At 61.9% G+C, this 23,865-nt stretch carries 22 protein-coding genes; 13 read left to right on the top strand and 9 right to left on the bottom strand.

Annotated elements, in window-relative coordinates; genetic code table 11:
* Positions 1-212: 212 nt before the first annotated feature.
* From FJ428_RS06370 to FJ428_RS06355, 4 genes are all read left to right on the top strand, one after another.
* The gene (locus FJ428_RS06370; RefSeq protein WP_140584243.1) at positions 213-1,208 is read left to right on the top strand and encodes a YihY/virulence factor BrkB family protein; all 996 of its coding nucleotides are present in this window, start codon (positions 213-215) and stop codon (positions 1,206-1,208) included.
* 137 nt (positions 1,209-1,345) lie between these two features.
* The gene (locus FJ428_RS06365) at positions 1,346-2,170 is read left to right on the top strand and encodes a Ku protein (RefSeq protein ID WP_140584244.1); all 825 of its coding nucleotides are present in this window, start codon (positions 1,346-1,348) and stop codon (positions 2,168-2,170) included.
* Positions 2,171-2,731: 561 nt separating this feature from the next.
* Positions 2,732-3,484, top strand: coding sequence for an ATP-binding cassette domain-containing protein (locus tag FJ428_RS06360; RefSeq protein ID WP_318012488.1), 753 nt, complete (start codon positions 2,732-2,734; stop codon positions 3,482-3,484).
* 284 nt (positions 3,485-3,768) lie between these two features.
* Positions 3,769-3,975, top strand: coding sequence for a DUF6494 family protein (locus tag FJ428_RS06355; protein WP_140499366.1), 207 nt, complete (start codon positions 3,769-3,771; stop codon positions 3,973-3,975).
* A gap of 27 nt (positions 3,976-4,002) precedes the next feature.
* Here FJ428_RS06355 and FJ428_RS06350 read toward each other — a convergent pair whose 3' ends face one another.
* A complete protein-coding gene (locus FJ428_RS06350; RefSeq protein WP_140879091.1) occupies positions 4,003-4,878 on the bottom strand; it encodes a helix-turn-helix transcriptional regulator in 876 nt (291 codons plus the stop codon).
* Between the two features lie 95 nt (positions 4,879-4,973).
* Here FJ428_RS06350 and FJ428_RS06345 point away from each other — a divergent pair, with 95 nt between their 5' ends.
* The 5 genes from FJ428_RS06345 to FJ428_RS06325 all read left to right on the top strand — a co-directional run bounded on the left by FJ428_RS06345 (position 4,974) and on the right by FJ428_RS06325 (position 10,373).
* Positions 4,974-5,666, top strand: coding sequence for an ABC transporter permease (locus FJ428_RS06345; protein ID WP_140521329.1), 693 nt, complete (start codon positions 4,974-4,976; stop codon positions 5,664-5,666).
* Positions 5,667-5,668: 2 nt separating this feature from the next.
* Positions 5,669-6,391, top strand: a complete 723-nt coding sequence (locus tag FJ428_RS06340) for an ATP-binding cassette domain-containing protein (protein WP_140630405.1) — start codon at positions 5,669-5,671, stop codon at positions 6,389-6,391.
* 62 nt (positions 6,392-6,453) lie between these two features.
* Positions 6,454-7,239, top strand: a complete 786-nt coding sequence (locus tag FJ428_RS06335; protein WP_224519050.1) for an extracellular solute-binding protein — start codon at positions 6,454-6,456, stop codon at positions 7,237-7,239.
* 42 nt (positions 7,240-7,281) lie between these two features.
* A complete protein-coding gene (locus FJ428_RS06330; RefSeq protein ID WP_140630406.1) occupies positions 7,282-8,409 on the top strand; it encodes a molybdopterin-binding protein in 1,128 nt (375 codons plus the stop codon).
* A gap of 14 nt (positions 8,410-8,423) precedes the next feature.
* Positions 8,424-10,373, top strand: a complete 1,950-nt coding sequence (locus FJ428_RS06325) for a molybdopterin biosynthesis protein (protein ID WP_140879090.1) — start codon at positions 8,424-8,426, stop codon at positions 10,371-10,373.
* On the opposite strand, the gene mobA is transcribed toward FJ428_RS06325, so the two are convergent.
* Positions 10,357-10,998 carry a molybdenum cofactor guanylyltransferase MobA gene (gene mobA, locus FJ428_RS06320; protein WP_181167225.1) on the bottom strand — a complete coding sequence of 214 codons (642 nt, stop codon included), beginning with the start codon at positions 10,996-10,998 and terminating at the stop codon, positions 10,357-10,359. The genes FJ428_RS06325 and mobA overlap by 17 nt on opposite strands.
* The gene (locus FJ428_RS06315) at positions 10,988-11,872 is read right to left on the bottom strand and encodes a formate dehydrogenase accessory sulfurtransferase FdhD (RefSeq protein WP_140879262.1); all 885 of its coding nucleotides are present in this window, start codon (positions 11,870-11,872) and stop codon (positions 10,988-10,990) included. The genes mobA and FJ428_RS06315 overlap by 11 nt, the downstream gene beginning before the upstream one ends.
* Before the next feature lie 150 nt (positions 11,873-12,022).
* Here FJ428_RS06315 and glp point away from each other — a divergent pair, with 150 nt between their 5' ends.
* From glp to fdhF, 4 genes are all read left to right on the top strand, one after another.
* Entirely contained in the window at positions 12,023-13,279 is a 1,257-nt protein-coding gene (gene glp / locus FJ428_RS06310; RefSeq protein WP_140879089.1) for a gephyrin-like molybdotransferase Glp, read from the top strand.
* Positions 13,280-13,364: 85 nt separating this feature from the next.
* Positions 13,365-13,607 carry a sulfurtransferase TusA family protein gene (locus FJ428_RS06305; protein ID WP_140517500.1) on the top strand — a complete coding sequence of 81 codons (243 nt, stop codon included), beginning with the start codon at positions 13,365-13,367 and terminating at the stop codon, positions 13,605-13,607.
* Between the two features lie 149 nt (positions 13,608-13,756).
* Positions 13,757-15,430 (top strand): NAD(P)H-dependent oxidoreductase subunit E, encoded by a 1,674-nt coding sequence (locus FJ428_RS06300; protein WP_140879088.1) that lies wholly within the window; start codon positions 13,757-13,759, stop codon positions 15,428-15,430.
* Positions 15,430-18,222 carry a formate dehydrogenase subunit alpha gene (gene fdhF, locus FJ428_RS06295; RefSeq protein WP_140879087.1) on the top strand — a complete coding sequence of 931 codons (2,793 nt, stop codon included), beginning with the start codon at positions 15,430-15,432 and terminating at the stop codon, positions 18,220-18,222. The genes FJ428_RS06300 and fdhF overlap by 1 nt, the downstream gene beginning before the upstream one ends.
* 263 nt (positions 18,223-18,485) lie before the next feature.
* Here the strand turns inward: fdhF and FJ428_RS30595 are convergent, their stop codons facing one another.
* From FJ428_RS30595 to FJ428_RS06265, 6 genes are all read right to left on the bottom strand, one after another.
* Positions 18,486-18,860, bottom strand: coding sequence for an SH3 domain-containing protein (locus FJ428_RS30595; protein ID WP_281405845.1), 375 nt, complete (start codon positions 18,858-18,860; stop codon positions 18,486-18,488).
* Positions 18,861-19,187: 327 nt separating this feature from the next.
* Positions 19,188-20,543: a D-alanyl-D-alanine carboxypeptidase family protein gene (locus tag FJ428_RS06285; RefSeq protein WP_246675768.1), complete on the bottom strand. Its 1,356-nt coding sequence runs from the start codon at positions 20,541-20,543 to the stop codon at positions 19,188-19,190.
* Positions 20,544-20,772: 229 nt separating this feature from the next.
* Positions 20,773-21,465, bottom strand: a complete 693-nt coding sequence (locus tag FJ428_RS06280; RefSeq protein WP_140559903.1) for an amino acid ABC transporter permease — start codon at positions 21,463-21,465, stop codon at positions 20,773-20,775.
* 20 nt (positions 21,466-21,485) lie between these two features.
* The gene (locus tag FJ428_RS06275) at positions 21,486-22,202 is read right to left on the bottom strand and encodes an amino acid ABC transporter permease (protein WP_140559902.1); all 717 of its coding nucleotides are present in this window, start codon (positions 22,200-22,202) and stop codon (positions 21,486-21,488) included.
* 66 nt (positions 22,203-22,268) lie between these two features.
* Positions 22,269-23,096 (bottom strand): transporter substrate-binding domain-containing protein, encoded by an 828-nt coding sequence (locus FJ428_RS06270; RefSeq protein WP_140879085.1) that lies wholly within the window; start codon positions 23,094-23,096, stop codon positions 22,269-22,271.
* Positions 23,097-23,120: 24 nt separating this feature from the next.
* Entirely contained in the window at positions 23,121-23,861 is a 741-nt protein-coding gene (locus FJ428_RS06265; RefSeq protein ID WP_140559957.1) for an amino acid ABC transporter ATP-binding protein, read from the bottom strand.
* Positions 23,862-23,865: the final 4 nt, after the last annotated feature.

Raw genomic sequence — 23,865 nt, 5'->3', positions numbered from 1 at the left:
GTAAAGCTCGCCAACGAGGCCGAGCTCGCGGGATGGGATTATCCACGCCATCTCACCGCGCCAGCCTTACCGACGGGCTGCGCTCGATGAAGCTTGACCCCAACCCGCGCGCTGTATCGGCTACGGGAAGCCCTGTGCGACGAGCCGTGACAGGCATGATCGAGATAGGTCGCGACGCTCCGCGTCCCATATGGCGTGACTGGTGAGGGGAGATGCCACACTGGGTTCGCGGTACCTGGATTCTCTTGAAGGACGCCGTCACCGGCTTCATCGACGATAATGCGTTGAGCCACGGGGCGGCGGTGGCTTTCTACGCCACGACATCGCTGGCGCCGATCCTTCTGATCGTCGTGGCGATCGCCGGTCTGGCCGTGGGCAAGGATGCGGCCCAGCTCGCCCTGTCAGCGGAGATATCCGGCGCGATGGGCGCGCAGAGTGCCGATCTGCTCAAGGCGACGATCGAGACGGCTTCGCACAGATGGTCCGGGACGCTTGCCACGCTCATCGGATTGGTGACGCTCTTCTTCACTGCCTCCGGTGTTTTCGGTGAGATGCAACAGTCGTTGAACGAGATCTGGAAGGTAAAAGCCGACGGCCTGTCGCTTTCGCGCCTGGTGCGGGCGCGGGCGGCAAGCCTCGGCCTGGTTGCCGCGTTGGGCTTCATGCTGCTGGTATCGCTGGCGGCAAGCGCAGCGATCACCGCGCTGAGCGATGTCATCAATCACCACCTGCCGTTCGGCGAACTGGTGCTCGGCACCGTCAACACCGTTGTCTCTTTCTTGCTAATTGGGCTGCTCTTCGCCGCGATCTACAAGGTCTTGCCGGATCGCACGCTCAAATGGCGCGATGTTGCCGTCGGTTCGGTGGTTACTGCGTTGCTGTTCACCATCGGCAAGTCGCTGATCGGCTGGTATATCGGCACCAGCGCGATAGCGACTTCCTACGGAGCGGCAGGCGCGCTTATGGTGGTGCTGCTTTGGGTCTACTATTCAGCGCAGATATTCCTCTTCGGTGCAGAAATTACGCGCGCTTACTCGGTCAGGCGCGGAAGCCGGCCAGACCTTGCGCCGGTAGTGGCGTTGAGCGGCGACAAGATAGACACGCCGCGCCGGCCTGAGGTGCATGACGGCGAGATCGGCGCATGGATTGTGGTAAGCAGCCTGATCACCGCGCTGCTCTCGCATTTGTCCCGGCGAAAGCAGGATTGACGCCGCGCGGGGGCACCGTTGGCATGGAAAGCCGCACCATCCGTGATGCGATCGCGTGCGTCGATGCTGATCAGGCGGGCGGAACGGAACGATCGGGCTGACGTTTGTGCCAAGGATCGGCGCGACAGGAGGACTGCATGGCGGCCCCACGAGCAGTTTGGAAAGGGTTTCTGAAAGTCGGGTCCGTGTCGTGCGGAGTGAAGCTTGTGGGTGCAACCAGTGAGGCATCGAAAATCCACTTCAAGATTTTGAATCGGAAAGATGGATTGCCCGTCAAGGCTGCCTATGTTGACGAAGAGACGGGCGATGTCGTCGATAGCGAAAACCAAGTCAAAGGCTACGAGGCAGACGCGGGCGATTTCATCAAGGTCGAACCGGACGAGATCAAAAAGCTAAAGATGACGTCTGAGCACACGCTTGAGGTCGACGAGTTTGTCGCCATCAAGGATATCGATACTCGCTACCTGGAAAAGCCTTATTACCTGATCCCTGCCGACGGTGCTTCCACCGAGGCCTTCTCCGTGCTGCGCGAAGCGATGGCCAAGAAGGGCGTGGCGGCGCGGTCCTGCGTGGTGCTGTACCAACGCGGGCGCGAAGTCGTGATACAGCCATATGGCAAGGGAATGCTGCTTACCGAGTTGCGGACCCATGACGAGATGATCTCGGAAGAGACCGTATTCAAAGACCTGGAAAGCCATGAATATGACCAGGAACTGCTCGAAATCGCAGGCCTGCTGATCGACAAAAAAGTGACCAAGTTTGATCCGTCGAAATTTGAAGACACCTACGAGGATGCGCTCATCGCGTTGATCGACGCAAAACGCAAGGGCAAGCAGCCGCCCAAACCGGTGCTCCCGCCCAAGGAGAACGTTATCGATCTGGCGTCGGTTCTCCGCAAGAGTCTCGCCAAGGAAGGGATCAAGGACCGCCCCAAAGCCAAAGCCGGACGCAAATCGGCATAGTCGCGGATCTGGTTGTCTGCTTTCTTCGAATTATGACCGAAAACGATCCTGTGCCGGGATCAGAAAAGATCGATTGGTCGCTCGGGCTCGGGGCTTCCGCCCGAGTCATTCGCGCGGTGCAGGGGCGCGTCGCCTTTAACCCCAAGATGCACGTCCCATCGACTGCGAAAAGGCGGGCTTTGCAGACAGGCGGTGACGGCTGCCGCCCCTCCAGTCAATAATGTGCTTCTTTTCACATGGAGATACTCACCGAAAGATACATTGATCAAATCATATTGTTCGATTTTGGGGTCGAAAGGGGAATCGCCAACATATGCACGTCGCAATAAGGAGAATTGGACGAGATGCAATTCATTGGGATAAATTGCATCGACCCCTTTGCGGGATAAGACAGAGATACCACGCGCATTAAAAACTAGTGCTCCTCCCGGTCCTTAGGTTCGCCAGACCATACCAGAGAATATGAAGGAAACGGGTTGCCGAACCGTCCGCTAACGTGTTGACTTCCAGTAGAAAACGTCGACCCTCCGGGCCGACCATTGTCGTTGCTTCGCGCTTCGACTGGCGAAGGTCCCTAGGGAAGAGATTGTCTCGAGGGTCAAGGCGGCGGCCGAAATCCTTGGCCTGCAGGATCTGCTTGGCCGCATGCCGCGGCAGTTGTCCGGCGGCCAGCGCCAACGTGTCGCCATGGGCCGCGCCATCGTGCGCGATCCAGCCGCTTTCCTGTTTGATGAGCCGCTCAGCAACCTCGATGCCAAGTTGCGTGTCAAGATGCGCGCCGAAATCAAGAAGCTTCACCAACGGCTCGGCCGAACAAGCATCTATGTCACGCATGACCAGACCGAGGCGATGACGCTCGCCGACCGCATCGTGGTGTTGAACAAAGGCCGGATCGAACAGATCGGCAGCCCCTCCGAGCTCTACGAGAACCCAGCCAATCTGTTCGTCGCAAGCTTTATCGGCTCGCCGGAAATGAACCTGATCGAGGGCCGCATCGACAACGGCGCATTTGTCGCCGATCAGGGCTTGCGCTTACCCTTGCCGGCGGATGCTCGGATGGGCGACAGAGATGGGGTAGTCTACGGGATTCGTCCGCAGCACATTTCGGTTGGTGGCAACCACTCTCAGGCGAGGGTGCAAGTGGTCGAACCGACCGGTGAGGCCCAGGAGCTTACATTAAGTGCAGGTGGAGTCGACCTCGTGGCCGAGGTGCGGGATCAGCCGCCCTTCAAACTTGATCAAGAGGTTGGGTTGGAGATCATCGTATCCAAGGTGCATCTGTTCGATGCTCGTAGTGGCACCAGGATTGCTTAGGGCGCGCTGACGGGCGAAAAAGCAGCCCATTCCATCGCGAAACCACCGGTGATCGCCGTTTACCCATCGGCCGTCACGGCAATCGCCCGCGGCGCTCCGGCATGACCAGGGATCTCGGCACCACGCGTTGTTAGGCCACAGAGGAACGGACCGCGTCAGACATAGTGCGGGCGTCGTCCTCGTTGCACCCCGGGCCATTCCGTGCTCCGTTAGCGCAGCGCCGCCGTTGCGGGCACCAAGCTTGCCGGACCGGCCATATCGTCCACACCGTTCGAGGCAATCATATGACCCAGAATATGGAAACCGATCCCTTCAACGTCTCCATGCGCAAGTTCCTGAAGCAGGTCGGCGTGACTTCGCAGCAGGCAATCGAGAAAGCCGTCGCGGAGAAGGGCCTGAAAGGACAGGGCCGACTGACCGTGAGGGCCGTCATCACCTCGGAGCCGGCAGGCTTGCGCCATGTCGTCGAGGGCGAGATCGATCTTGGATGAGAGCTGCGGCTTGATCGGGGTCGGCGGCTATTTGAAGAACCGTATCTGCCCGGCCGGCGATGGATCGTATCCGCAAAGCTCGGCGGCGCGGCTGGCGAAGATTTCCTGCCGCAGGAAACGCAGGAGCGCCTGGATCGGTTGCTGGAAGTAGGTCCGCTGCCGCATCAGGAGATCGAAACTTTCCCAGGCCAATGGAACGAAATCGAGGCCAGCGGCGCGTGCGGCCGCGCGCGTGGCAATTCCGCAATCGGCCCTGCCAATGCGCACGGCAGCCGCGAGATCGGGTCCGGTCAGGCAGGGCGGCTCCAACCGGTTGACGTCGTCTTGTTTCGCGCCGGAGTCCGCCAGCAATTGCGTGAGCAGCATGTCCGCGCCTGCGCCGCGTTGACGAACCGCGATGCGTGCGCCGGTCGCAAGGACGTCGGTCAGGTTGTTGAGCGATTTTGGATTGCCTGGCGCGAGCAGCAGGCCTTGCTCGCGGCGGGCGAATCCGACCAGCACCGCATCGTAAAGCCGCGGTCTGGCCGCAATCGCGGCGACATTCGGGTCCGGGTCGGGGCTGTGGAAATGGATCGCGGCGACAGACACCTCGCCGCGCAGCAGGCGTGTCACGCCGGCTTCCGTGCCTTCCGTCAGAAAGGCCAGGCCGGAGCCTGATTGGCGGAGAGCCCATTCGAGCAGGTCGTCCTGGCTGCCACCGACGATCGGCGGCGGCTCGGATTGCGTCATTCCTGCGGGCCGGACCAACCCCGACATGACCCAACGGTCGAGTTCATGCCGTGGAAACAGCCACTTGCCCGCCACCTTGCTGCACGGGACACGCTCCTCCGCAATCAGCTCATAAAGCTTGCGCTCACCAATGCGCAGATAGTCGGCGGCTTCGGACGTCGTCAGCAAATCCATCCTGCATTGATATGCATATTCCTGTTCAGGTTCAAGGATTTGACAGTGACGGAGGAGTTGCAGGACATTGACACGGGACAGGACTGCGAGGAGCAATGTCGGAAGGGCTGGGCGCATGGCAACTGATCGCGAGCGGCGACGCCACGCTGTTTGCCATCGTGCGCCTGTCGCTCGCCGTGAGCCTTTCGGCTGTCGCGATCGCCATGATCGCCGGCCTTCCGCTGGGCGCAATTATCGCGCTGGCGCGCTTTCCCGGTCGTTCGGCGATCGTCGTGCTGCTGAACGGTTTCATGGGCCTGCCGCCGGTGGTGGTCGGGCTGACGGTCTATCTGCTGCTATCGCGATCCGGGCCGCTGGGTGAATTCGGCCTCTTGTTCACACCCGCCGCGATGGTCATCGCGCAGGCGCTACTGGTGCTGCCCATCATTGCCGCGCTGACTCGCCAGACGGTCGAGGATCTGTGGCGCGAGTATCGTGAGGAACTGACTGCGATGCAGGTCGGGCCGGCGGGCCTGGTCGCCACGCTTTTGTGGGACGGCCGCTTCAGCCTCGTCACGGCTCTGCTCGCGGGCTTCGGCAGGGCGGCGGCCGAGGTCGGCACCGTGATGATCGTCGGCGGCAACATAGATGGCTTCACCCGCACCATGACGACGGCAATCGCACTTGAAACCTCGAAGGGAAACCTGCCGCTCGCCATGGGGCTCGGCCTGATGCTGATTTTCCTCATCTTGCTGATCAACGCCGCCGCCTGGGGCGTGCGAGTTTGGTCCGAGCAACGGGCTGGCTAGGGATGCGGGCTGCTCAGAGCGATCTTCCACTTGTCCTCGATGACGTGTCGCTGGTCGCCGGTGCGACGACCATCCTGGACCGGGTGAACCTGACGATCGGGCCGCGCGCGCCGACTCTGGTCGTCGGCCCGAACGGGTCGGGCAAAACCTCCCTGCTGCGGCTCTGCATGGGGCTTGTTGCACCTTCTGCTGGAACCCTGACTTGGGGGGGACGAACGTTTTCCCCGCCGACACGGCGTGCAATCCTGTTCCAGAAGCCGGTGATGCTGCGTCGCTCGGCGGCCGCGAATGTCGCCTATGCACTGGCTCAAGCGGGCTGTCCGCGTCGGCTCCGGGCCCCGCGCGTGGAGGAACTGCTCGAGCGCGTCGGTCTTCTCGATCTCGCGGCACGTCCGGCACGGCATCTCTCCTGTGGCGAGCAGCAGCGGCTGGCCCTCGCCCGGGCCCTGGCGCGCCAGCCCGAAATCCTGCTGCTCGACGAGCCGACAGCCAGCCTCGATCCGGCGGCGACGCGTTTTGTCGAGCAGATCATCATCACGGCTGCCCAATCGGGCACGAAAATCATCATGGCGTCGCACCATCTCGGCCAAGTGCGCAGGATCGCGGCAGACGTCGTCTTTCTGCTCCGGGGGCGCGTTTGCGAGCATGCCGACGCCGACGACTTCCTTGACCGCCCCGCGACCCCGCAAGCCGCTGCCTTCGTGCGCGGCGAGCTCGTGCTTTGATCAACTGGACCGAGATTGAGATGCTGACCCGCCGAATATTCTCTGCGCTTGTGGTGCTTCTGATGCTAGCAGGCGGCGCGCCTGCCCAGGACCAGTCGATAGTCGTGGCGTCGACGACCTCGACGCAGGATTCCGGCCTGTTCGATCACATCCTGCCGCTGTTCGAGAAGAAAACCGGCATCGGCGTGAAGATTGTCGCTCAGGGCACCGGTCAGGCGCTCGACACCGGTCGGCGCGGCGATGCCGACGTGGTCTTCGTCCACGCCAAGGCGCAGGAGGAGAAGTTCATCGAGGAGGGCTTCGGGGTGAAGCGCTTCGACGTGATGTACAACGACTTCGTCCTCGTTGGCCCCAAGAGCGACCCGGCGGGCGTCAGCGGGACCAAGGACATCGCAGCCGCGCTGATTGCCATCAAAGCCAAGAAAGCGGCCTTCGTGTCGCGTGGTGACAGGTCCGGCACCCATTCGGCCGAATTGGGTCTGTGGAAGACGGCCGGCATCGACATCGAGGCGGCCAGGGGCCCGTGGTACAAGGAGATCGGGCAGGGCATGGGGGCGGCGCTCAACGCCGCGGCAGCCATGAACGCCTATACGCTTTCCGATCGTGGCACCTGGCTGTCGTTCAAGAATCGTGGCGAGTTGGACATCGCTGTCGAGGGCGACAAGCGGCTGTTCAATCAGTATGGCGTGATGCTGGTGAATCCTCACAAGCATCCAAGCGTCAAAGTGGAGGCCGGCCAGCGCTTCATCGATTGGCTGATTTCTCCGGAAGGCCAGAAGGCGATCGGAGAGTACAAGATCGACGGCCAGCAGCTCTTCTTCCCGAACGCGCAGCGCGGGCGTTCCTGAAGCTGGTTGCAAACAGGCTCGCGTCTGCTTCAATATCGCGCCATGACGAGAACGTTTTCTTCGACGGGCCCGCTGACTCTCCTGGAAGCGGCGCTCGACGCGCTGCTCGATGGTGTAATGCCCGTCACCCCCCGCTTGGTGCCGCTTGAACAAGCCTTGGGCTATGTCGCTGCCGGGATGCCGGCTGTCGTGCCGGCTCAGCCTGCGCGAGACATCGCTGCCATCGACGGCTGGGCGTGTCGCTCCCTCGACCTCGTGGGGGCATCAGCCTATTCGCCCTTAGTTTTGCCGGTCGCGCCGATCTGGGTCGAGACGGGTGAGGCCATGCCTGAAGATCGCGACTGTGTGCTGCAGGCCGGCCTCGTCGATTGCAGTGGACCGATGATCCAAGCAGCAGCTGAAGCCGTGCCCGGTCAGGGTGTGCGCCGGGCGGGCGAGGATATGGCGGCGGCCCGCCCGCCAATGCTTGAGGGAAAGGCGATCGGCGTCGCCGACCTGCTGGTCGCCCGCAAAGTGGGACTGAGCCAGCTTGCCATACGGAGCCCGCGAGTGCGCGCAATCGATGTCGCTGCCGACAGCCACGAGACATTCTCCATGCGGCTCGTGGTCGAGAGCCTGAGTGCCTCGGGCGTTTCGATTGCCGGTATAGAGACCGTAGAGCGCGACGCGGCATCGATCATTGCCGCTCTTGATGGCGAGGCCTGCGATTTTCTGCTCCTGATCGGCGGTACTGGTGACGGCCACGCCGACGTGACCGCCGAGGCTCTTGTGCGGCGCGGGGTGTTGATTGGGCACGGCATTGCCTTACGGCCCGGAGGGACAACGGCAATAGGCCGGCTCGGCAAGACACCGGTGGTCGCATTGGCCGGATCGCCGCACCAAGCCTTCGCTGGGTTCCTTGCGCTTGTCCAGCCAGTCCTGGACCGCCTGTCGGGCAGATCTGAACGGTCAGGCATCATCTTGCCGCTCTCGCGGAAAATCTCATCCGCGGTCGGACTTTACGAGCTCGTTCTGCTCGGGAAGGAACGGGATATGTGGACGCCGCTCGCCGTCGGCGACTTTTCGCTGGACGCCATGCGGCTTGCCGACGCCTGGCTTGCGGTCCCGGGCGATAGCGAGGGGTATGCCGCCGGCACGCCTGTCTCCGCCTTTCCGCTCCGCAACTTTTGATCGAGTGAGCCGCTATGACGAATTCTCCATCATCGGCCCGGCAGAACAGCGGGCAGGAGCAGTTCCTGACGATATTGTCGCGCGAAGCTGCGCTGGCGCGCTTCGAGGCAGCGCTGTTTCCCCGCCCGTTGCCGACCGAGACGCGGACGCTGGCCGACGCGCTCGGGCTGGTTCTTGCCGAGGACGTGGCGGCGCCGGTCGACGTGCCGCCCTTCGACCGCTCCAATGTCGATGGCTTCGCGGTACGTGCGGCCGATCTGGCTGCCGCCTCTGAAACCCGTCCCGTTCGGCTTGAGCTGAATGCGGAAGCGATTGCCTGCGGCACGGTTCCGCAACTCCCCGTTCTGACCGGAACCGCCACGCCCATCGCAACCGGCGGGCCGCTGCCGCGTGGCGCGGACGCCATCATCATGGTGGAGCATACGCATCCGGTGGGATTGAGTGCCATCGAGGTGGGGCGCGGCATCTCGCCCGGCCAGTTTGTCTCCAATGCAGGATCCGACATGGCGGGAGGAGAGGTCGTGCTGCGCACCGGAACGCAAATCGGCTCGCGCGAAATCGGCATGCTCGCCGCGTGCGGAATCGCGCAAGTGGCCGTGGCGCGCAGGCCAAGCGTGGCTGTGCTCTCCACTGGCGATGAACTCGTTCAGCCAGGCGAGCCGCTGCGGGCGGCCGGCATCTATGATGCCAACGGGCCGATCATCGCTGCGGCTGTCACTGAAAATGGCGGCGAAGCGCATTTTCTCGGCGCCTTCCCGGACGACGAGGCAACGCTTGAGACGGCTATGCGCGAGGCGCTCGCCGCCCACGACGTAATGATCCTGTCGGGCGGCACGTCCAAAGGGGCAGGGGATGTCACGCATCGCATTATCGGCCGACTGGGCAAACCCGGCATCATCGCCCACGGCGTGGCGCTGAAGCCCGGAAAGCCGCTTTGCCTGGCGGTGTGCGGGGGCAAGCCGGTCATCGTCCTGCCGGGATTTCCGACCTCGGCCATGTTCACCTTCCATGACATGGTGGTACCCGCCCTGCGGCGCATGGCGGGGCTGCCGCCGCGCGTCGATGCTCAGATCACCGCAAGCCTTCCGTTGCGGGTTCCTTCAGAACTCGGACGGACCGAATTCGCGATGGTCTCCCTTGTGCAAGGGCAGGGAGGATTGACGGCCTATCCGACTGGTAAGGGCTCGGGAGCGATAACATCCTTTACCCAGGCGGATGGCTTCATCCGCATCGAGGCCCTGGCCGATCACGTGCCTGCCGGTGCCGACGTAGCGGTGACGCTGTTCACGCCGCGGGTCCGCGTTCCCGACCTCGTCGTCATCGGCAGTCATTGCGTCGGCCTCGATCTGGTCGTTGGCGAACTTTCGCGTCGCGGGATTTCGGTGCGCTCGCTGTCTGTGGGAAGCCTGGGCGGTCTTGCGGCGGCCAAGCGCGGCGAGTGCGATCTCGCTCCCATCCATCTCTTCGACCCGAAGACGCGGAACTACAACGCGCCCTTCCTCGGTGACGGTCTCGAACTCGTGCTAGGCTGGCGGCGCATGCAAGGTTTGGTGTTCCGCCGAGGGGACGAGCGCTTCGAGGGCCTCGGCGCGGAGGACGCGGTCCGTGCCGCGCTCGCCGATCCCGATTGCATGATGGTCAACCGCAACCAAGGCTCGGGAACGCGTATCCTGATCGACCAACTCCTCGGCGCGGAACGCCCGGACGGCTACTGGAACCAGCCGCGCACACACAATGCCGTGGCCGCGGCGGTAGCGCAGAAGCGCGCTGACTGGGGCGTCACCATTGCGCCGGTCGCGCGTGCGGCCGGGCTCGGTCTTATCCCGTTGACCGAAGAGCACTACGACTTCGCGCTGGTTTGCGCGCGAAAGGATCGGCCCGCGGTGCACGCGTTTCTCGAAGTCCTCCAGACCGACGAGGTGCATTCGGCGCTGGAGCATGCGGGGTTCAGCCGGCCGGGTTAGCGGCAAGCAACGCGGCCAGCCGCTCGGCTTCGGCGAGGTCCTCGACTGTGTTGGCGTTGAAGAACGGGTCCACCGGCTCTGCCGGCCAGGATACGGTGGCAAGGCCGTAGCGACTGGTCCACCGGTCGATCTTGCGCAGGCCCTCGTTGGTCAACGCATGCCGCAATTCGCCCCGCAGGGCGACTTTCCAGAGACCTATGACCGGATGCGCCTGACCGCCAGATGCCGCCACCGCCAAATCCGCCCCCTCGGTCATGCGCGCCCGCTGGAGGCGTGCAACGAGGTCGCGCGGCAGGAAAGGACAATCACCGGCGGCGCTGACCACCCACTCGACGTCGGGCCTGTTGTCCGCCGTCCAATCGAGCGCGGCGAGCATGCCGGCGAGCGGCCCAGGATAATCCTCGATCGTGTCGGCAACGACTGGCAGGCCAAAACGGGCAAAGCGAACGGGGTCGCCATTGGCATTAAGCACGAGCCCCTCGCATTGAGGTCCTAGCCGTTCGATGACATGCTCGAGCATCGTGCGTCCGCCGATCACGCGCGTCGGCTTGTCCCCGCCGCCCATGCGCCGACCCAGACCGCCGGCGAGCACGACGCCCAGCGTCATGGGCCGCTCAGTCGTCATGCTCGGCACCCTTGCGGCGGTGGCGCGGCGCTTCCTCATCGACCGAAGCGATATCCTGGTCGAAGACGATCCGCTCCTGGCCCGAAAGTGCGGTGAAGCGCTTGCCGCGCGCCCGGCCGACCAGCGTCAGCCCCACTTGGCGGGCCAGCGCCACGCCCCAGGCGGTGAAGCCGGAACGCGAAACCAGGATGGGAATGCCCATCCGAACCGTCTTGATCGTCATCTCGGAGGTCAGCCGCCCGGTCGTGTACATGATCTTATCCCCCGGATCGATGGCGTGGCGGTACATCCAGCCGGCGATCTTGTCGACAGCGTTATGGCGGCCGACGTCTTCCATATAGCAGATTGGCGTGCCCTCTCCGCAAAGGACGCAGCCATGGATCGCGCCTGCCTCCAGATAGAGCGACGGCATGGTGTTGATTTTGTGCGTCAGCTCGTAGAGCCAGGAGGTGCGAAGCTCAGCGGGCGGGAGCGTGATGTCTTCGATCGCCTCCAGCACGTCGCCGAAGGCAGTGCCTTGGGCGCAACCCGAAGTCTGCGTTCGCTTTCTGAGCTTCTGCTCGTAGTCGGTGTTGCGCTCGGTGCGAACGACCACGACCTGGAGGTCCTCGTCATACTCGACGTCCGTCACCACATCGGTGGGCAGAAGCATGTTCTGGTTCAGCAGATAGCCGAGCGCAAGATATTCAGGGTAGTCGTTGACGGTCATCATCGTGACGATCTCCTGAGCGTTGAGATAGAGCGTCAGGGCACGTTCGATCGGTACGCGGACCTCTACCGTCGCGCCTGTTTGGTCGATGCCCGCAACCAGCTCCGTCAGCCGTTGGTCTTGCGGATCGGGTGTGATGATGGCGTGTTCCGGTTGGCGTAGCATCAAAGGCATGGCAGTCTCCTGACGTCGTATTCTGGCTCGCGCCTGCGCTAGCTTGCCGTATCTTACAGGCTGTTCAACCGAAGCTGATTAAAAAAAGCCGGATTGATGCGATTACGAAGAAGCCGACACGCTCGTAGAGTGGGAATATAAATGGCGCAAATCTCGGATGACTGCTTCGCTTTCGGCGGACAGATGCGGCCCATCGACGAGACTGCCGCGCTGATCGCCTCGAAACTCAGCGCCGTAGAGGAGGTCGAGACGGTCCCGCTCTTGCTGGCGGATGGGCGCGTCCTGGCAAAAAAGATGGTGGCATCGCTGCCGCTGCCGCCCTTCACCAATTCCGCGGTCGACGGCTACGCCGTGCGAGGGGCAGACCTGCCGCAGACTGTCGAGACGGCGTTCGCCGTTGCCGGGAGGGTTCAGGCCGGCATGGCGGCGAATGAACCTGTGCGGCCGGGCCAGACGGTACGCATCTTCACTGGCGCTCCAATGCCCGACGGGGTCGACACGGTGTTCATGCAGGAAGACGTGAGCATCGACGGCTCCGGCAGGATCCTTCTCCCGCCCGGCCTGAAAAAGGGTGCCAATGTACGCCCTGCGGGGGAAGATGTCGCATTGGGCGAGGCCGTCCTTCCGGCGGGCCACCGGATGCGGCCGCAAGATATCGCGCTCGCCGCCGCATTGGGGTTCACCGAACTACAGGTCAGGCGCAGGATACGCGTCGCAGTGTTCTCGACCGGGGACGAAATCGTCGCGCCGGGAGACATGCGCGGACCGGCGCAGCTTTTCGACTCCAACCGTTTCATGCTGACGGCGATGCTCGCTCGACTCTGCTGCGACATCACCGATCTCGGTATCCTCGTGGATGACAGCAGACTGATCGCTGAAAGGCTGAGCGAAGCGGCATTGAGCCATGACCTGATCCTGACTTCGGGCGGTGTGTCGACGGGCGAGGCAGATTGCGTGAAGGCCGCCGTCGAGAGTGCCGGAACCCTGGTGTTCTGGCGCGTCGCGATCAAGCCGGGCCGGCCGGTCGCCATGGGGGTGATCGATGGAACCCCGCTGATCGGACTTCCTGGCAATCCGGTGGCGAGCTTCGTCACCTTCGCGCATATTGCCCGCCCGGCAATCCTCGCCCTTGCGGGGGCCCTCCAGCAACCACCGACCCCGATCGCTATGCGGGCCGCCTTTTCCTATAGCAAAAAGCAGGGACGGCGCGAGTATGTGCGAGCAAGCGTACGCGCGGCCGCGGATGGATGCTACGAAGCGACGAAGTTTCCCAGGGAAGGCGCAGGACTGTTATCATCCCTGGTCGCGACCGACGGTCTCGTCGAGTTGGGAGAGGAGATAGTCCGTGTCGAGCCAGGTCACACGGTCCAGTTCCTCCCCTATTCCAGTCTTATGTGAGCGCCGTCGGATCGCGTCCTCGAAACGAGAGCCGCAACCCAGGCTCGATTGACGCGGCCAGGTCCCGTCGGGCATCATGCCGACCATGATAACCACGACGAAGTTGGATCTGACCGGGCTTAAGTGCCCTTTGCCAGCATTGAAGACTCGTAAGGCGCTGAAAGCCTTGAAGCCAGGCGAGCGGCTCGAGGTTCACTGCACGGACCCGCTGGCGGTCATCGATATCCCCAATCTGCTCAACGAGATGGGCGAGCGACTTGAAGCGACGGAACGCGACGGCGATCGCGTCGTGTTCATGATCGAAAAGACGCAGCCCGCGACGATGTGACGAGTTGCACCCCGTCGGCGGCGGTCCCAAGATTTGCGAGGCAATGCTTGCGCTGGTCGTGCAGGGGACATGTCGTGCCTCATAGTCGACATCCTGGTCCGCGGGGTATCGTTAAGAGGTAAGGGCGTTTCACTCGGGGAGGTGAGCACATGACGATCCAGGAACGACGGCCGCGTGATCGCGGACCAAAGGGCAGGGCGCTGGATGACGCCGCGCTCGCCGAGGTCCAGGCGCTCCTGGGCGCGCGCCAGCGACGGCGCGACTTGCTGATCGAATTCCTTCATCTGATCCAGGACCGATATGGCTGCCTGTCGGCGCGGCATTTGCGGGCGCTGGCGCAAGATATGCGCTTGTCGCAGGCCGAGGTCTACGAGGTGGCGACCTTCTACGACCATTTCGACGTTGTGAAGGAAGGCGAGATGCCGCCGGCGCCGTTGACAATCCGCGTGTGCGATTCAGTGAGTTGCATGCTGGCGGGCGCCGACACGCTCCTGGCTGAATTGCAAGCGGGCGCCGATCCAGCGGCGATCAGGGTCATGCGCGCGCCCTGCATGGGCCGTTGCGCTGGCGCGCCTGCCGCGCGTATCGGTGATCGCGAGGTCGACCAGGCAACCGCCGAGGGCCTGAGGCGCATGGCCGCGGCAGCGGAGACCGGTGTAAGCGTGCCCGATTATGTCGGGCTGGAGGCGTATCGGCAGGCGGGCGGCTACCAGCTTTTGCAGCGGGTACGGATTGGGGCGCTGACCACGGACGAGCTCATCGCCACCGTGGGCGATGCGGGCTTGAGGGGTCTGGGCGGTGCGGGTTTTCCCGCTGGCAAGAAGTGGCAGTTCGTGCGCTCCTATCCGGGCCCGCGTCTGATGTCGATCAATGGCGACGAGGGTGAGCCCGGCACCTTCAAGGACCGCATCTATCTCGAGCGAGATCCGCACCGTGCCTTTGAGGGTGCATTGATCGCGGCGCACGCCGTCGAGGCGGAACGGATCTATCTTTACATGCGTGACGAATACCCTGCGGTGCTCGCCATTCTTCGTCAGGAGATCGCCGCGCTCGAGGCCACCGGCATCGTCAAGCCGGGCTTCATCGAGCTCCGCCGCGGCGCTGGTGCGTATATCTGCGGCGAGGAGAGTGCGATGCTGGAAAGCATCGAGGGCAAGCGCGGCATGCCGCGCCACCGCCCCCCCTACATCGCCGAGGTCGGCCTGTTCGGACGACCGACGCTCAACCATAATGTCGAGACGCTCTGGTGGATCCGCGACATCGTCGAAAAGGGCGCGCAATGGTTCGCTGCGCAGGGCAGGCCCGGCCACCCCGGCATCCGCTCATGGTCCGTATCCGGCCGGGTGAAAAATCCCGGCGTCAAGCTGGCGCCGGCCGGCGTCACGGTGCGCGAATTGATCGACGACTATTGCGGCGGCATGGCGGACGGTCATGAGTTCAAGGCCTATTTGCCGGGCGGCGCCTCAGGCGGCATCCTGCCAGCAGCACTGGGGGACATTCCGCTCGATTTCGGCGGCGATCTGGCCAAGCAGGGCGCCTTCGTCGGCTCCCATGCTATAGTCGTGTTCTCGCAGGCCGACAATATAAAGCAGGTCACGCTCAACCTCATGAAATTCTTCAAACATGAGAGCTGCGGGAAGTGCACGCCTTGTCGCGAGGGAACCGAAAAGTTGGTGGCCATCTTGCAGGAACAGGGCCCGATGCCGGAAGATAAGATTCGCGACCTCGAAGCCGTGATGCGCGATTCGTCGATCTGCGGCCTGGGCCAGGCGGCGCCCAATCCGATCAACCATCTGCTGACGCATTTCCGGAGTGACCTCTGATGGCCGAGAGCGTGGTATTCACCCTCAATGGGCAAACCGTGAGCGCCGCCCCTGGCGAGACTATCTGGGATGTCGCCAAGCGCCAGGGAACAAAGATTCCGCACCTGTGCCATGTCGACATGCCGGGCTATCGTCCCGACGGCAATTGCCGCGCCTGCATGGTCGACATCGAAGGCGAGCGCGTGCTGGCTGCCTCCTGCGTTCGCCAGCCTTCCGCCGGCATGGTCGTGAAAACCGATACCGAACGCGCCCGCAAATCGCGCGAGATGGTATTCGAGCTCCTCGCAAGCAACATGCGACCGGCGAGCGACGGTCCAGACAACCAGTCGGCATTCTGGCAATGGGCCGGTTCGATGGGGATTTCGGGCAGCCGATACCGTTCCAAGTTCACCGAGGAGGGGCTAGCGCCAGAATTCGACATCACCAATCCGGCCATTGCCGTCAATCTCGACGCGTGCATCACCTGCGGCGCTTGCGTGCGCGCCTGCCGCGAGGTGCAGGTCAACGACGTGATCGGCATGGCCGAGCGCGGCAATCACTCGATTCCTGTCTTCGATATGCACGATCCGATGGGCCTGTCGACCTGCGTCACCTGTGGCGAATGCGTCCAGGCTTGCCCGACTGGTGCGCTCTACGAGAAATCGCTGATGGACGAGACCGGCAAGACACGTGTCGTTCAGGCGTTCGACAAGGTCGTCGACACGGTCTGCCCGTTTTGCGGTGTTGGCTGCCAGACGCAGGTCGCCGTCAAGGACAATAAAATCGTCCAGGTCGACGGCCGCAACGGTCCGGCGAACGAGAACCGGCTCTGCGTCAAGGGCCGCTTTGGCTTCGACTATGTGATGTCGCCCGAACGGCTGACGAAGCCGCTGATCCGGCGCGACGACGCGCCGAAGGCCGGCGACATTGATCTGCGCAATGTCGACCCGCTGACAGTGTTCCGCGAGGCCAGCTGGGAAGAGGCGCTGGAGCGCGCTGCCAGCGGGTTGAAACGCATCCGCGACCAGCATGGTGGCAAGGCGCTGGCTGGCTTCGGCTCGGCAAAGGGGTCGAATGAGGAGGCCTATCTCTTCCAGAAATTCGTCCGGCAGGGTTTCGGCACCAACAATATCGACCACTGCACCCGGCTCTGCCACGCCTCTTCCGTGGCCGCTCTGATGGAGGGCGTCGGCTCTGGCGCGGTCTCGGCGCCTTTCATGGACGCCATGAAGGCCGAATGCGTGATCATCATCGGGGCGCGGCCGGCGACAAACCATCCAGTGGCCGCTACCTATTTCAAGCAAGCGGCAAAGCGCGGCACCAAGCTGATCGTGATGGATCCGCGCGGCCAGGAACTGATGCGCCACGCCAGCTATGCGCTGCGCTTCAAGCCGGGCAGCGACGTGGCGATGCTCAACGCGCTGCTGCACGTCATCATAGAAGAGAGGCTCTATGACGAGCAGTACATCCAGGCCAATGTCTCCGGCTTCGAGGCATTGAAGGCCAAGGTGAAGGATTTTTCGCCCGAGGCGATGGCTCCCGTCTGCGGCATCGAGGCCGGTGTACTGCGCGAGGTGGCGCGCACCTATGCCAAGGCGGAGCGCTCGATGATTTTTTGGGGCATGGGCATTTCGCAGCACACCCACGGCACGGACAATTCGCGCTGCCTGATCGCGCTGGCGCTGATCACGGGGCATGTCGGGCGCGCCGGCACAGGCCTGCATCCGCTGCGCGGCCAGAACAATGTCCAGGGCGCCTCGGACGCGGGCCTCATCCCGATGTATTTCCCCGACTACAAATCGGTGGAGAATGCCGATATCCGCGGCCAGTACGAGAATTTCTGGGGCCAGACGCTCGACCCCAAACGCGGCTTGACCGTCGTCGAGATCGTCGACGCGATCCATGACGGCGAGATCCGGGGCATGTACATCATGGGCGAGAACCCGGCCATGTCCGATCCGGACCAGAGCCATGCGCGCGCCGCACTCGCCAAGCTAGAGCATCTGGTTGTTCAGGACATCTTCCTGACCGAAACAGCGTGGCATGCCGACGTGGTGCTCCCTGCCTCCGCGCATGCTGAGAAGCTCGGCACTTACACCAATACCAATCGGCAGGTGCAGATCGGCCGGCCGGCCGTCAACCTGCCGGGCGAGGCGCGGCAGGATCTCGATCTCATCATCGAGCTTGCCAGACGCATGGGGCTGGACTGGAACTACGGGCACGTTTCGGACGTCTTCGGCGAAATGGCGCAAGTAATGCCGTCGCTGAAGCACATTTCCTGGGAGCGCATCGAACGCGAGGAGTCCGTCGTCTATCCTGCCGATGGTCCTGATGTTCCTGGCAACGAGATCGTCTTCACCACCGGGTTTCCGACCGCGGATGGCCGCGGGCGCATCGTGCCCGCCGACCTCCTGCCTCCCGACGAGGTGCCCGACGACGAATATCCTCTGGTGCTAACCACCGGGCGCCTGCTGGAGCACTGGCACACGGGCGCCATGACACGCCGCGCCGGGGTGCTCAACGCGATCGAGCCCTACGGCATTGCTGCAATGAATCCCTACGAGATCAAGCGCCGCGGCCTGGCGCAGGGAGACGTGATCAACGTGGAGACGCGGCGCGGCATTGTCGAAGCCATTCTGCGGGCCGATCGAGAGGTCGCCGATGGCATGGTGTTCATGCCGTTCTGCTTTAATGAGAGCCCGGCCAACATGCTTACCAATCCTATGCTCGATCCTTACGGCAAGATCCCCGAGTTCAAATATTGTGCCGCGCGGATCGTGGCGGCATCGAGATCGGTCGAAGCTGCCGAATGACGTTTGGAACCTGCCCGCGGAGGTAGTGTTGGGAGACGGCTGACTTGAGGAAGTCCATTGCTCGACGGCCGCCGGAATAGTCGGGCAGGCCGTCGCGAAGGCTCGCGACAGGTGGGAGGGGCTCTGTCGGCGGCCAGATGTCAGCCATAGTTGTGCGGAACGCCCTCAATTCGGCGTTCTTCTCGCGAGGTTTGATTTGGCTGAAGGCGACGCGAAATGCCATCACCGGCCGACCAGCAGCAGCCTTCTGACGAGTGCTGCTGTTAGAGTGTTTCGTTAGGATAGACGCCCCAAAGGCGGGTTTGCCTGACGAAACCTGCCAGCGACTTGACCGCGACCCTGCACCATTGCCCGTCGCAGCGCACCAGTTCGACAATTACTTCCGGCGCCAGCCAGGCGGTGACGAGGCTGGAAACCGAAGGCTTCCCGCGCAGCGCGATCTTGTCCTTGCTCCATGGGGCGGTTACAGCGGTCCTTCGCCCCGAAAGAAGCGGACCGAAGACCCAGCCGGATGTTCCCTGCCAGTCTCGCACGCGCCGCCAGTTTCCATATTCCTGGTAGATTTCAAGCGGAATCCTGGGCCGGACATAAACCCATTCGACGTCATATTGGGTGCCCGGTCCGACCCGCATATTCACAGGAGAACTCTTCAACGACGCGAAGCGGGGCAAGGCAATCCCATTGGCGGCAGCTTGAGGGCCGGCCTTTGTGACAGTTGCAACACATAGTGCAGCGATGAGGCAACAACGAAGGACGCTACCCGTGACGAAAAAGCCGCAACCGGTGTCTTGATAAGTCGACGAGACGACGTTGCTCCGAGGCGCACAACCGCGGCGTCTCACAGCGAAGCCCCATGCGAAGGATTGAAGAGGGCTCGAGGACATCTTTCGATATTGCCGCGTGGTCCTGGTGAGACAACGTCGGGAGAGGCGAGTTGCAGCGTTCGCATGGGCGTTCGATCCCACCTACCGAGTGAGCGCGTAGCAATCGATTTTTTTGAGCGCCAGTCGCCCGCAAGCGCGCCACGCTTCCGACTTGTTATCGAAGCCGGCATATCGGGCGCGGTAGTACACATCGCCATCTTTTTCGAAGGCCTCGGTAAAAGCAGAAGTGTTCGAAAGCAGTTTTGGCGCTTTGCGAGCCGCGAGTGAAAGGATTTCACGAGCTGCGGCCTTGCTTGGCATCGATCCAATCTGGATGATCCATTGACCTTCTTGGGTGGAAGCGGTGCTGATCGGATCGATGGCATTGGCAGACAAGGCCTGCTCCCTGGACACATCGCCCATCGCCTCAGCGGCGAAAGCGGCTCGGGAATCGGCCACCCGGGCTGGCTTCCACGTCGGAGTGGGCACCGATGCGTTCGAAGCCGCGGAGGCGACCAATGCGCTTTCTCCGCCACGATCGATCCTGAACCGGTCCGGACCGTTGGAAGCCTTAGCCAGATAGCGGCTGATGAGACGCTTCATGCGTGCATCTCGGCTCCTGACCGTATGTCCGCCCATCACCACCGCGACGATGCTGCGGCCCTGCGCCTCGACGGAAGAAACCAGGTTGAAGCCCGAGGCATTCGTGTATCCCGTTTTGATCCCATCCACGCCCTTCACCCGGCCGAGCAGATGGTTGTGATTGCCGAAGCGCCGACCTTTGTATTTGAAGGATCGGGTGTTGAAGTAGGAATAATAGCCAGGGTGATGATCCCTGAGCGCCAGGCCAAGGCGTGCCATGTCGCGCGCCGTGGTCTTCTGGGCTGTGTCGGGCAGTCCGTTAGCGTTCCTGAACGTGGTGGAGGTCATTCCTAACTGTCGTGCTTTTTGCGTCATGAGACGTGCGAAGCCGGCCTCCGACCCGCCGAGGAACTCGCCAATGGCCGTCGCGGCATCGTTGGCGGACTTCGTTACCAGGGCCAATATGACCTGTTCGACGGTGATCGTTTGACCCTGCTTCAGTCCGAGCTTGGAGGGCGCCTCGTTGGCAGCATTGGCCGATACCGGTATTGCCGTGCCTTTCGAGATCCTGCCGCTCTCGAGGGCGTCGAAGATGAGGTAGAGCGTCATCATCTTGGTGAGAGATGCTGGATAGCGCGGAGCATCCGCATGATCCCTGTAGAGGGTCTTGCCGGTCTTGGCATCGATGACAATGGCTGAAAATCTGGAATTGGCCTGCACGGCGGAAGCAAAGGCGGCGCAAAACACGATGACGACCGAGATCCTCAAGGCGAATTTCAACAATGACGCCGGCAAGGCGACAAGCTTCTCCAATATCAGATACATCCGCCCGCCCGTCGCCGCTCCGTGTAAAATGTGGCCGGGCGAGCCGGCCATCGGATCACGAAGCTAGGCAGGCACCGTTACCAATTGGTTATCGCATTCTTAACGAGAGGCCTCAAATTGTCTCGGCTCTATCCCTCGATTCCGCACCAGATAAGGTCGGCCGCCGTGACGGTTCGCGGAACGCCGCACGGCTCGAGGCGCGCATCGATTGCGGCGCCGACTACCAGGATGCTTCCGCGGAAGACAAGCCGATCTTGCTAGAAGATTCTATTCTACATCCTCAGGTCCGTACCCTAAGCGCTTGCTCCAGCCTGTCGGCGATTTGTGTGACGATATAGGCAATCACCATGTAGATCACGACGGCAATTACGAAGGCTTCGAGATAGTAGAAATTCAACGCGGCGGTCAGCTGTGACTGCGCGAAGATATCGACAACCTCGATGGCGAATCCGAGTGAAAGCGCCTTCATGATAACCATCATCGAGGTTGTCAGATCGGGAATTGCTGTCAGGGCGACCTGGGGAAATAGCACTCGTCGGAACAGTTGGCCCCTTGTATAGCCAAGCGAATAGGCTGCATCTGCCTGACCGGTGTCAAAGGCGTTGAGGGCTCCCTTGATAATCTCGGCCTGGAACGCCGCGACACAGCCGGTCACCGCAATGACAAGGATAACCCAATTGGGCGTTTGGTGGGCGTTGAAGTCTATGCCAACCAATGAAAACAGAAACTGAAGCGCGGGGGGAAGACCGAAATAGGCGAGGAAGATCACGATCACCATCGGAACGCCCTTGAAGACGACCTTGTAGGCCATGACGAGCTCTCGCAGTGCGGGAATCCGTCTATATTCCACGAGCGCAAACAGGCTGCCGACCATCGTCGAGAGCACGAAGATCGTGAGGGCCATTGCAAGCGTTACGGGTACGGCGCCCAGAATTTCCCGCGAGTCTTGGAGCAGGATATCGGTCTCAAACATGGTCAAATACCCTTGTTAGGTCACACGCTCGCGATCAGTGTGTTCTTGATCTGAGCAGGTGACGTAGCCTCTGGTGCCTGCATCGGGGAACGAAGCTCGAAGAAGCGGACGATGAGCCATGCGATCAGGCACATCACCGAATAGATGACCGCCAGCACGAGATAGGTTTCGAACTGGTACTGATTATAGTCGCGCTCCATGATCAAATGCGCGGTCGCCATGACATCCGCCGCCCCGATGTACATCACCAGCGCAACGTTATGGATCAGGTAGATGACGGAGTTCCCGTAGCCCGGCAATGCGAAGTGCACTGCTTGTGGCCCGATGACCCGCGTGATTTTCTGGCGAAAGGTATATCCAAGACTGTCTGCCGCATCATGCTGGCCGCGATCGACGGCCAGATATGCAGGTCGCAGGACTTCTGACAGGTAGCCGCCGTGATAAAAGCTCAATGCCACCATCGCAGCGATCGTCGGCGAGAAAAAATCTTCGGAGCCGAACAGGATTACCAGCAAGGGAAGCCCGTAAAACGCAACGAACAATTGGAGGACGACGGGAACACTCCGGGCATAGGATACGTAGAGATCCGCCAGGTGACTGATCACTGGCACCCTGCGGACCCGGAGTGTTGTCGCAAGGAGAGCTAGGCAGAACCCAGCAATGAGGGCCGTAAAAGTGATGGCCAGCGTCAGCGGCAACGCCGAGAGCAACTCGGGAATCATAGCAGAAACGTCCACTTGGAACACTCCTTCTTGCAGTTCTGCCTCAACGCCGGCTGTCCAGATGCAGCTGAGGACGCCTTGTTACTTCATGTATTTCACGATGTCCTCGCCGAACCACTTCTGCGAGAGCTTGTCGATCGTGCCGTCGTCCTTCAGTTCCTTGAGCACCTTGTTGACCTCCTCGGCCAGGATCTTGTTTTCCGCTGACCGGTGAATCAGCATGTACGTGTTGTTGCTGTAGACCGGATCGGATGCGACGATATCGAGCTTCTTGTTGTCGATGACCGCCTGCTCACCGAGGTTAGACGGTAGAACCAATGCGTCGAACTTGCCGTTCTGAACTTCATCCAGGCGGTTCGGGTAGGGGATCCCGGCGCTCGATGCCGTGACGTCGAGCTTATATTGCGGATTCTCTTTCTGCCAGTTCATGATGAACTTGTAGGTTCCGCCACCTGCCGTGGTCGGAACGATCCTCTTGCCGACCAGGTCCTTCATTTCCTTTATGCCGCTGTCTTTCTTGCTGTAGATTTTCATCAGACTGGCGCCCATCGGGTTCTCTGGAATGATGAATTGCTTCTCTCGCTCGGGCGACTTGTAGTAGCCACCTACGGCGATGTCGTACTTCCCGGTGGCAAGGCCGGTTTCCTGGGCGATGTCAGAGACACCTTCCATTTCGAACTTGTACTGCGGCAGCTTCGCATTGATCGCCCTCAGAAGATCGGGCTCATAGCCTTGCGGTTCGACGCCGATCGCGCCCCAGGCCAGCGGCTTGGACTCGGCAGACGTCGCGATCTTGACCGTCCGGACGGCCTGACCATAGCTGATCCCAGCGGTTGCGAGGGTAATTGCGATGCCACCAGCGACGGCCAGGACATAGCGGCGGGAAAAACCGGATGTGATTGCAGACATTTCTTGGGTTCCCTACTTGTTGAGCTATTGAAAAGCGAGTTCTGACTGCAGGAATTGAGCCAGTCGTGGACTGGAAGGCGCGTCGAAGATTTCAGCCGGACTGCCGTCGGCGGCAACCACGCCACGGTCCATAAAGACGATCCGGTTCGAGATGTTCTTTGCGAATTGCATCTCGTGGGTCACAAGCAGCGACGTGATCCCTGACGACGTGACATCCTTGATCACCTTCAAAACTTCACCGACAAGTTCAGGGTCCAGCGATGACGTAGGCTCATCGAAGAGGATGACGTCAGGACGCACCGCCAGCGCGCGTGCGATGCCGGTGCGCTGGAGCTGGCCGCCCGAGAGCTGGGATGGATAGCTGTCTCGCTTCGACGAGAGACCGACCCGATCGAGCTCTCTGAGCGCGATTTCCTGCGCCTCTTCCCTGGATTTGCGCTGCACCACAACGAGCGGATCCATCACGTTCTGGAGGACCGTCATGTTCTTGAAGACGTTGAACTGCTGAAAGACCATCGCGGTCCTCAACCGGATCGCCTGGACAGCGGCCTTGTCGGCACGCTGGTAATCCATCCGAATCTGATCGAACGCGATGGTTCCTGACGACGGCTTGGCCAGATAGTTGATGCATTTCAGCAGCGTGGTCTTGCCGGTGCCGCTGGGGCCGATGATCGACACCACGTCACCCCGCTTTACCGAGAGATTGACGCCGTTCAGGACCTGCGTGCTTCCGTAAGACAGCTTTATATCTTTGAGTTCAAGCATTGCT

Origin of the sequence: Mesorhizobium sp. B2-8-1 (assembly GCF_006440955.1) — a bacterium.
GTDB lineage: Bacteria > Pseudomonadota > Alphaproteobacteria > Rhizobiales > Rhizobiaceae > Mesorhizobium.
This window is presented reverse-complemented; position numbering and strand designations above follow the sequence as displayed.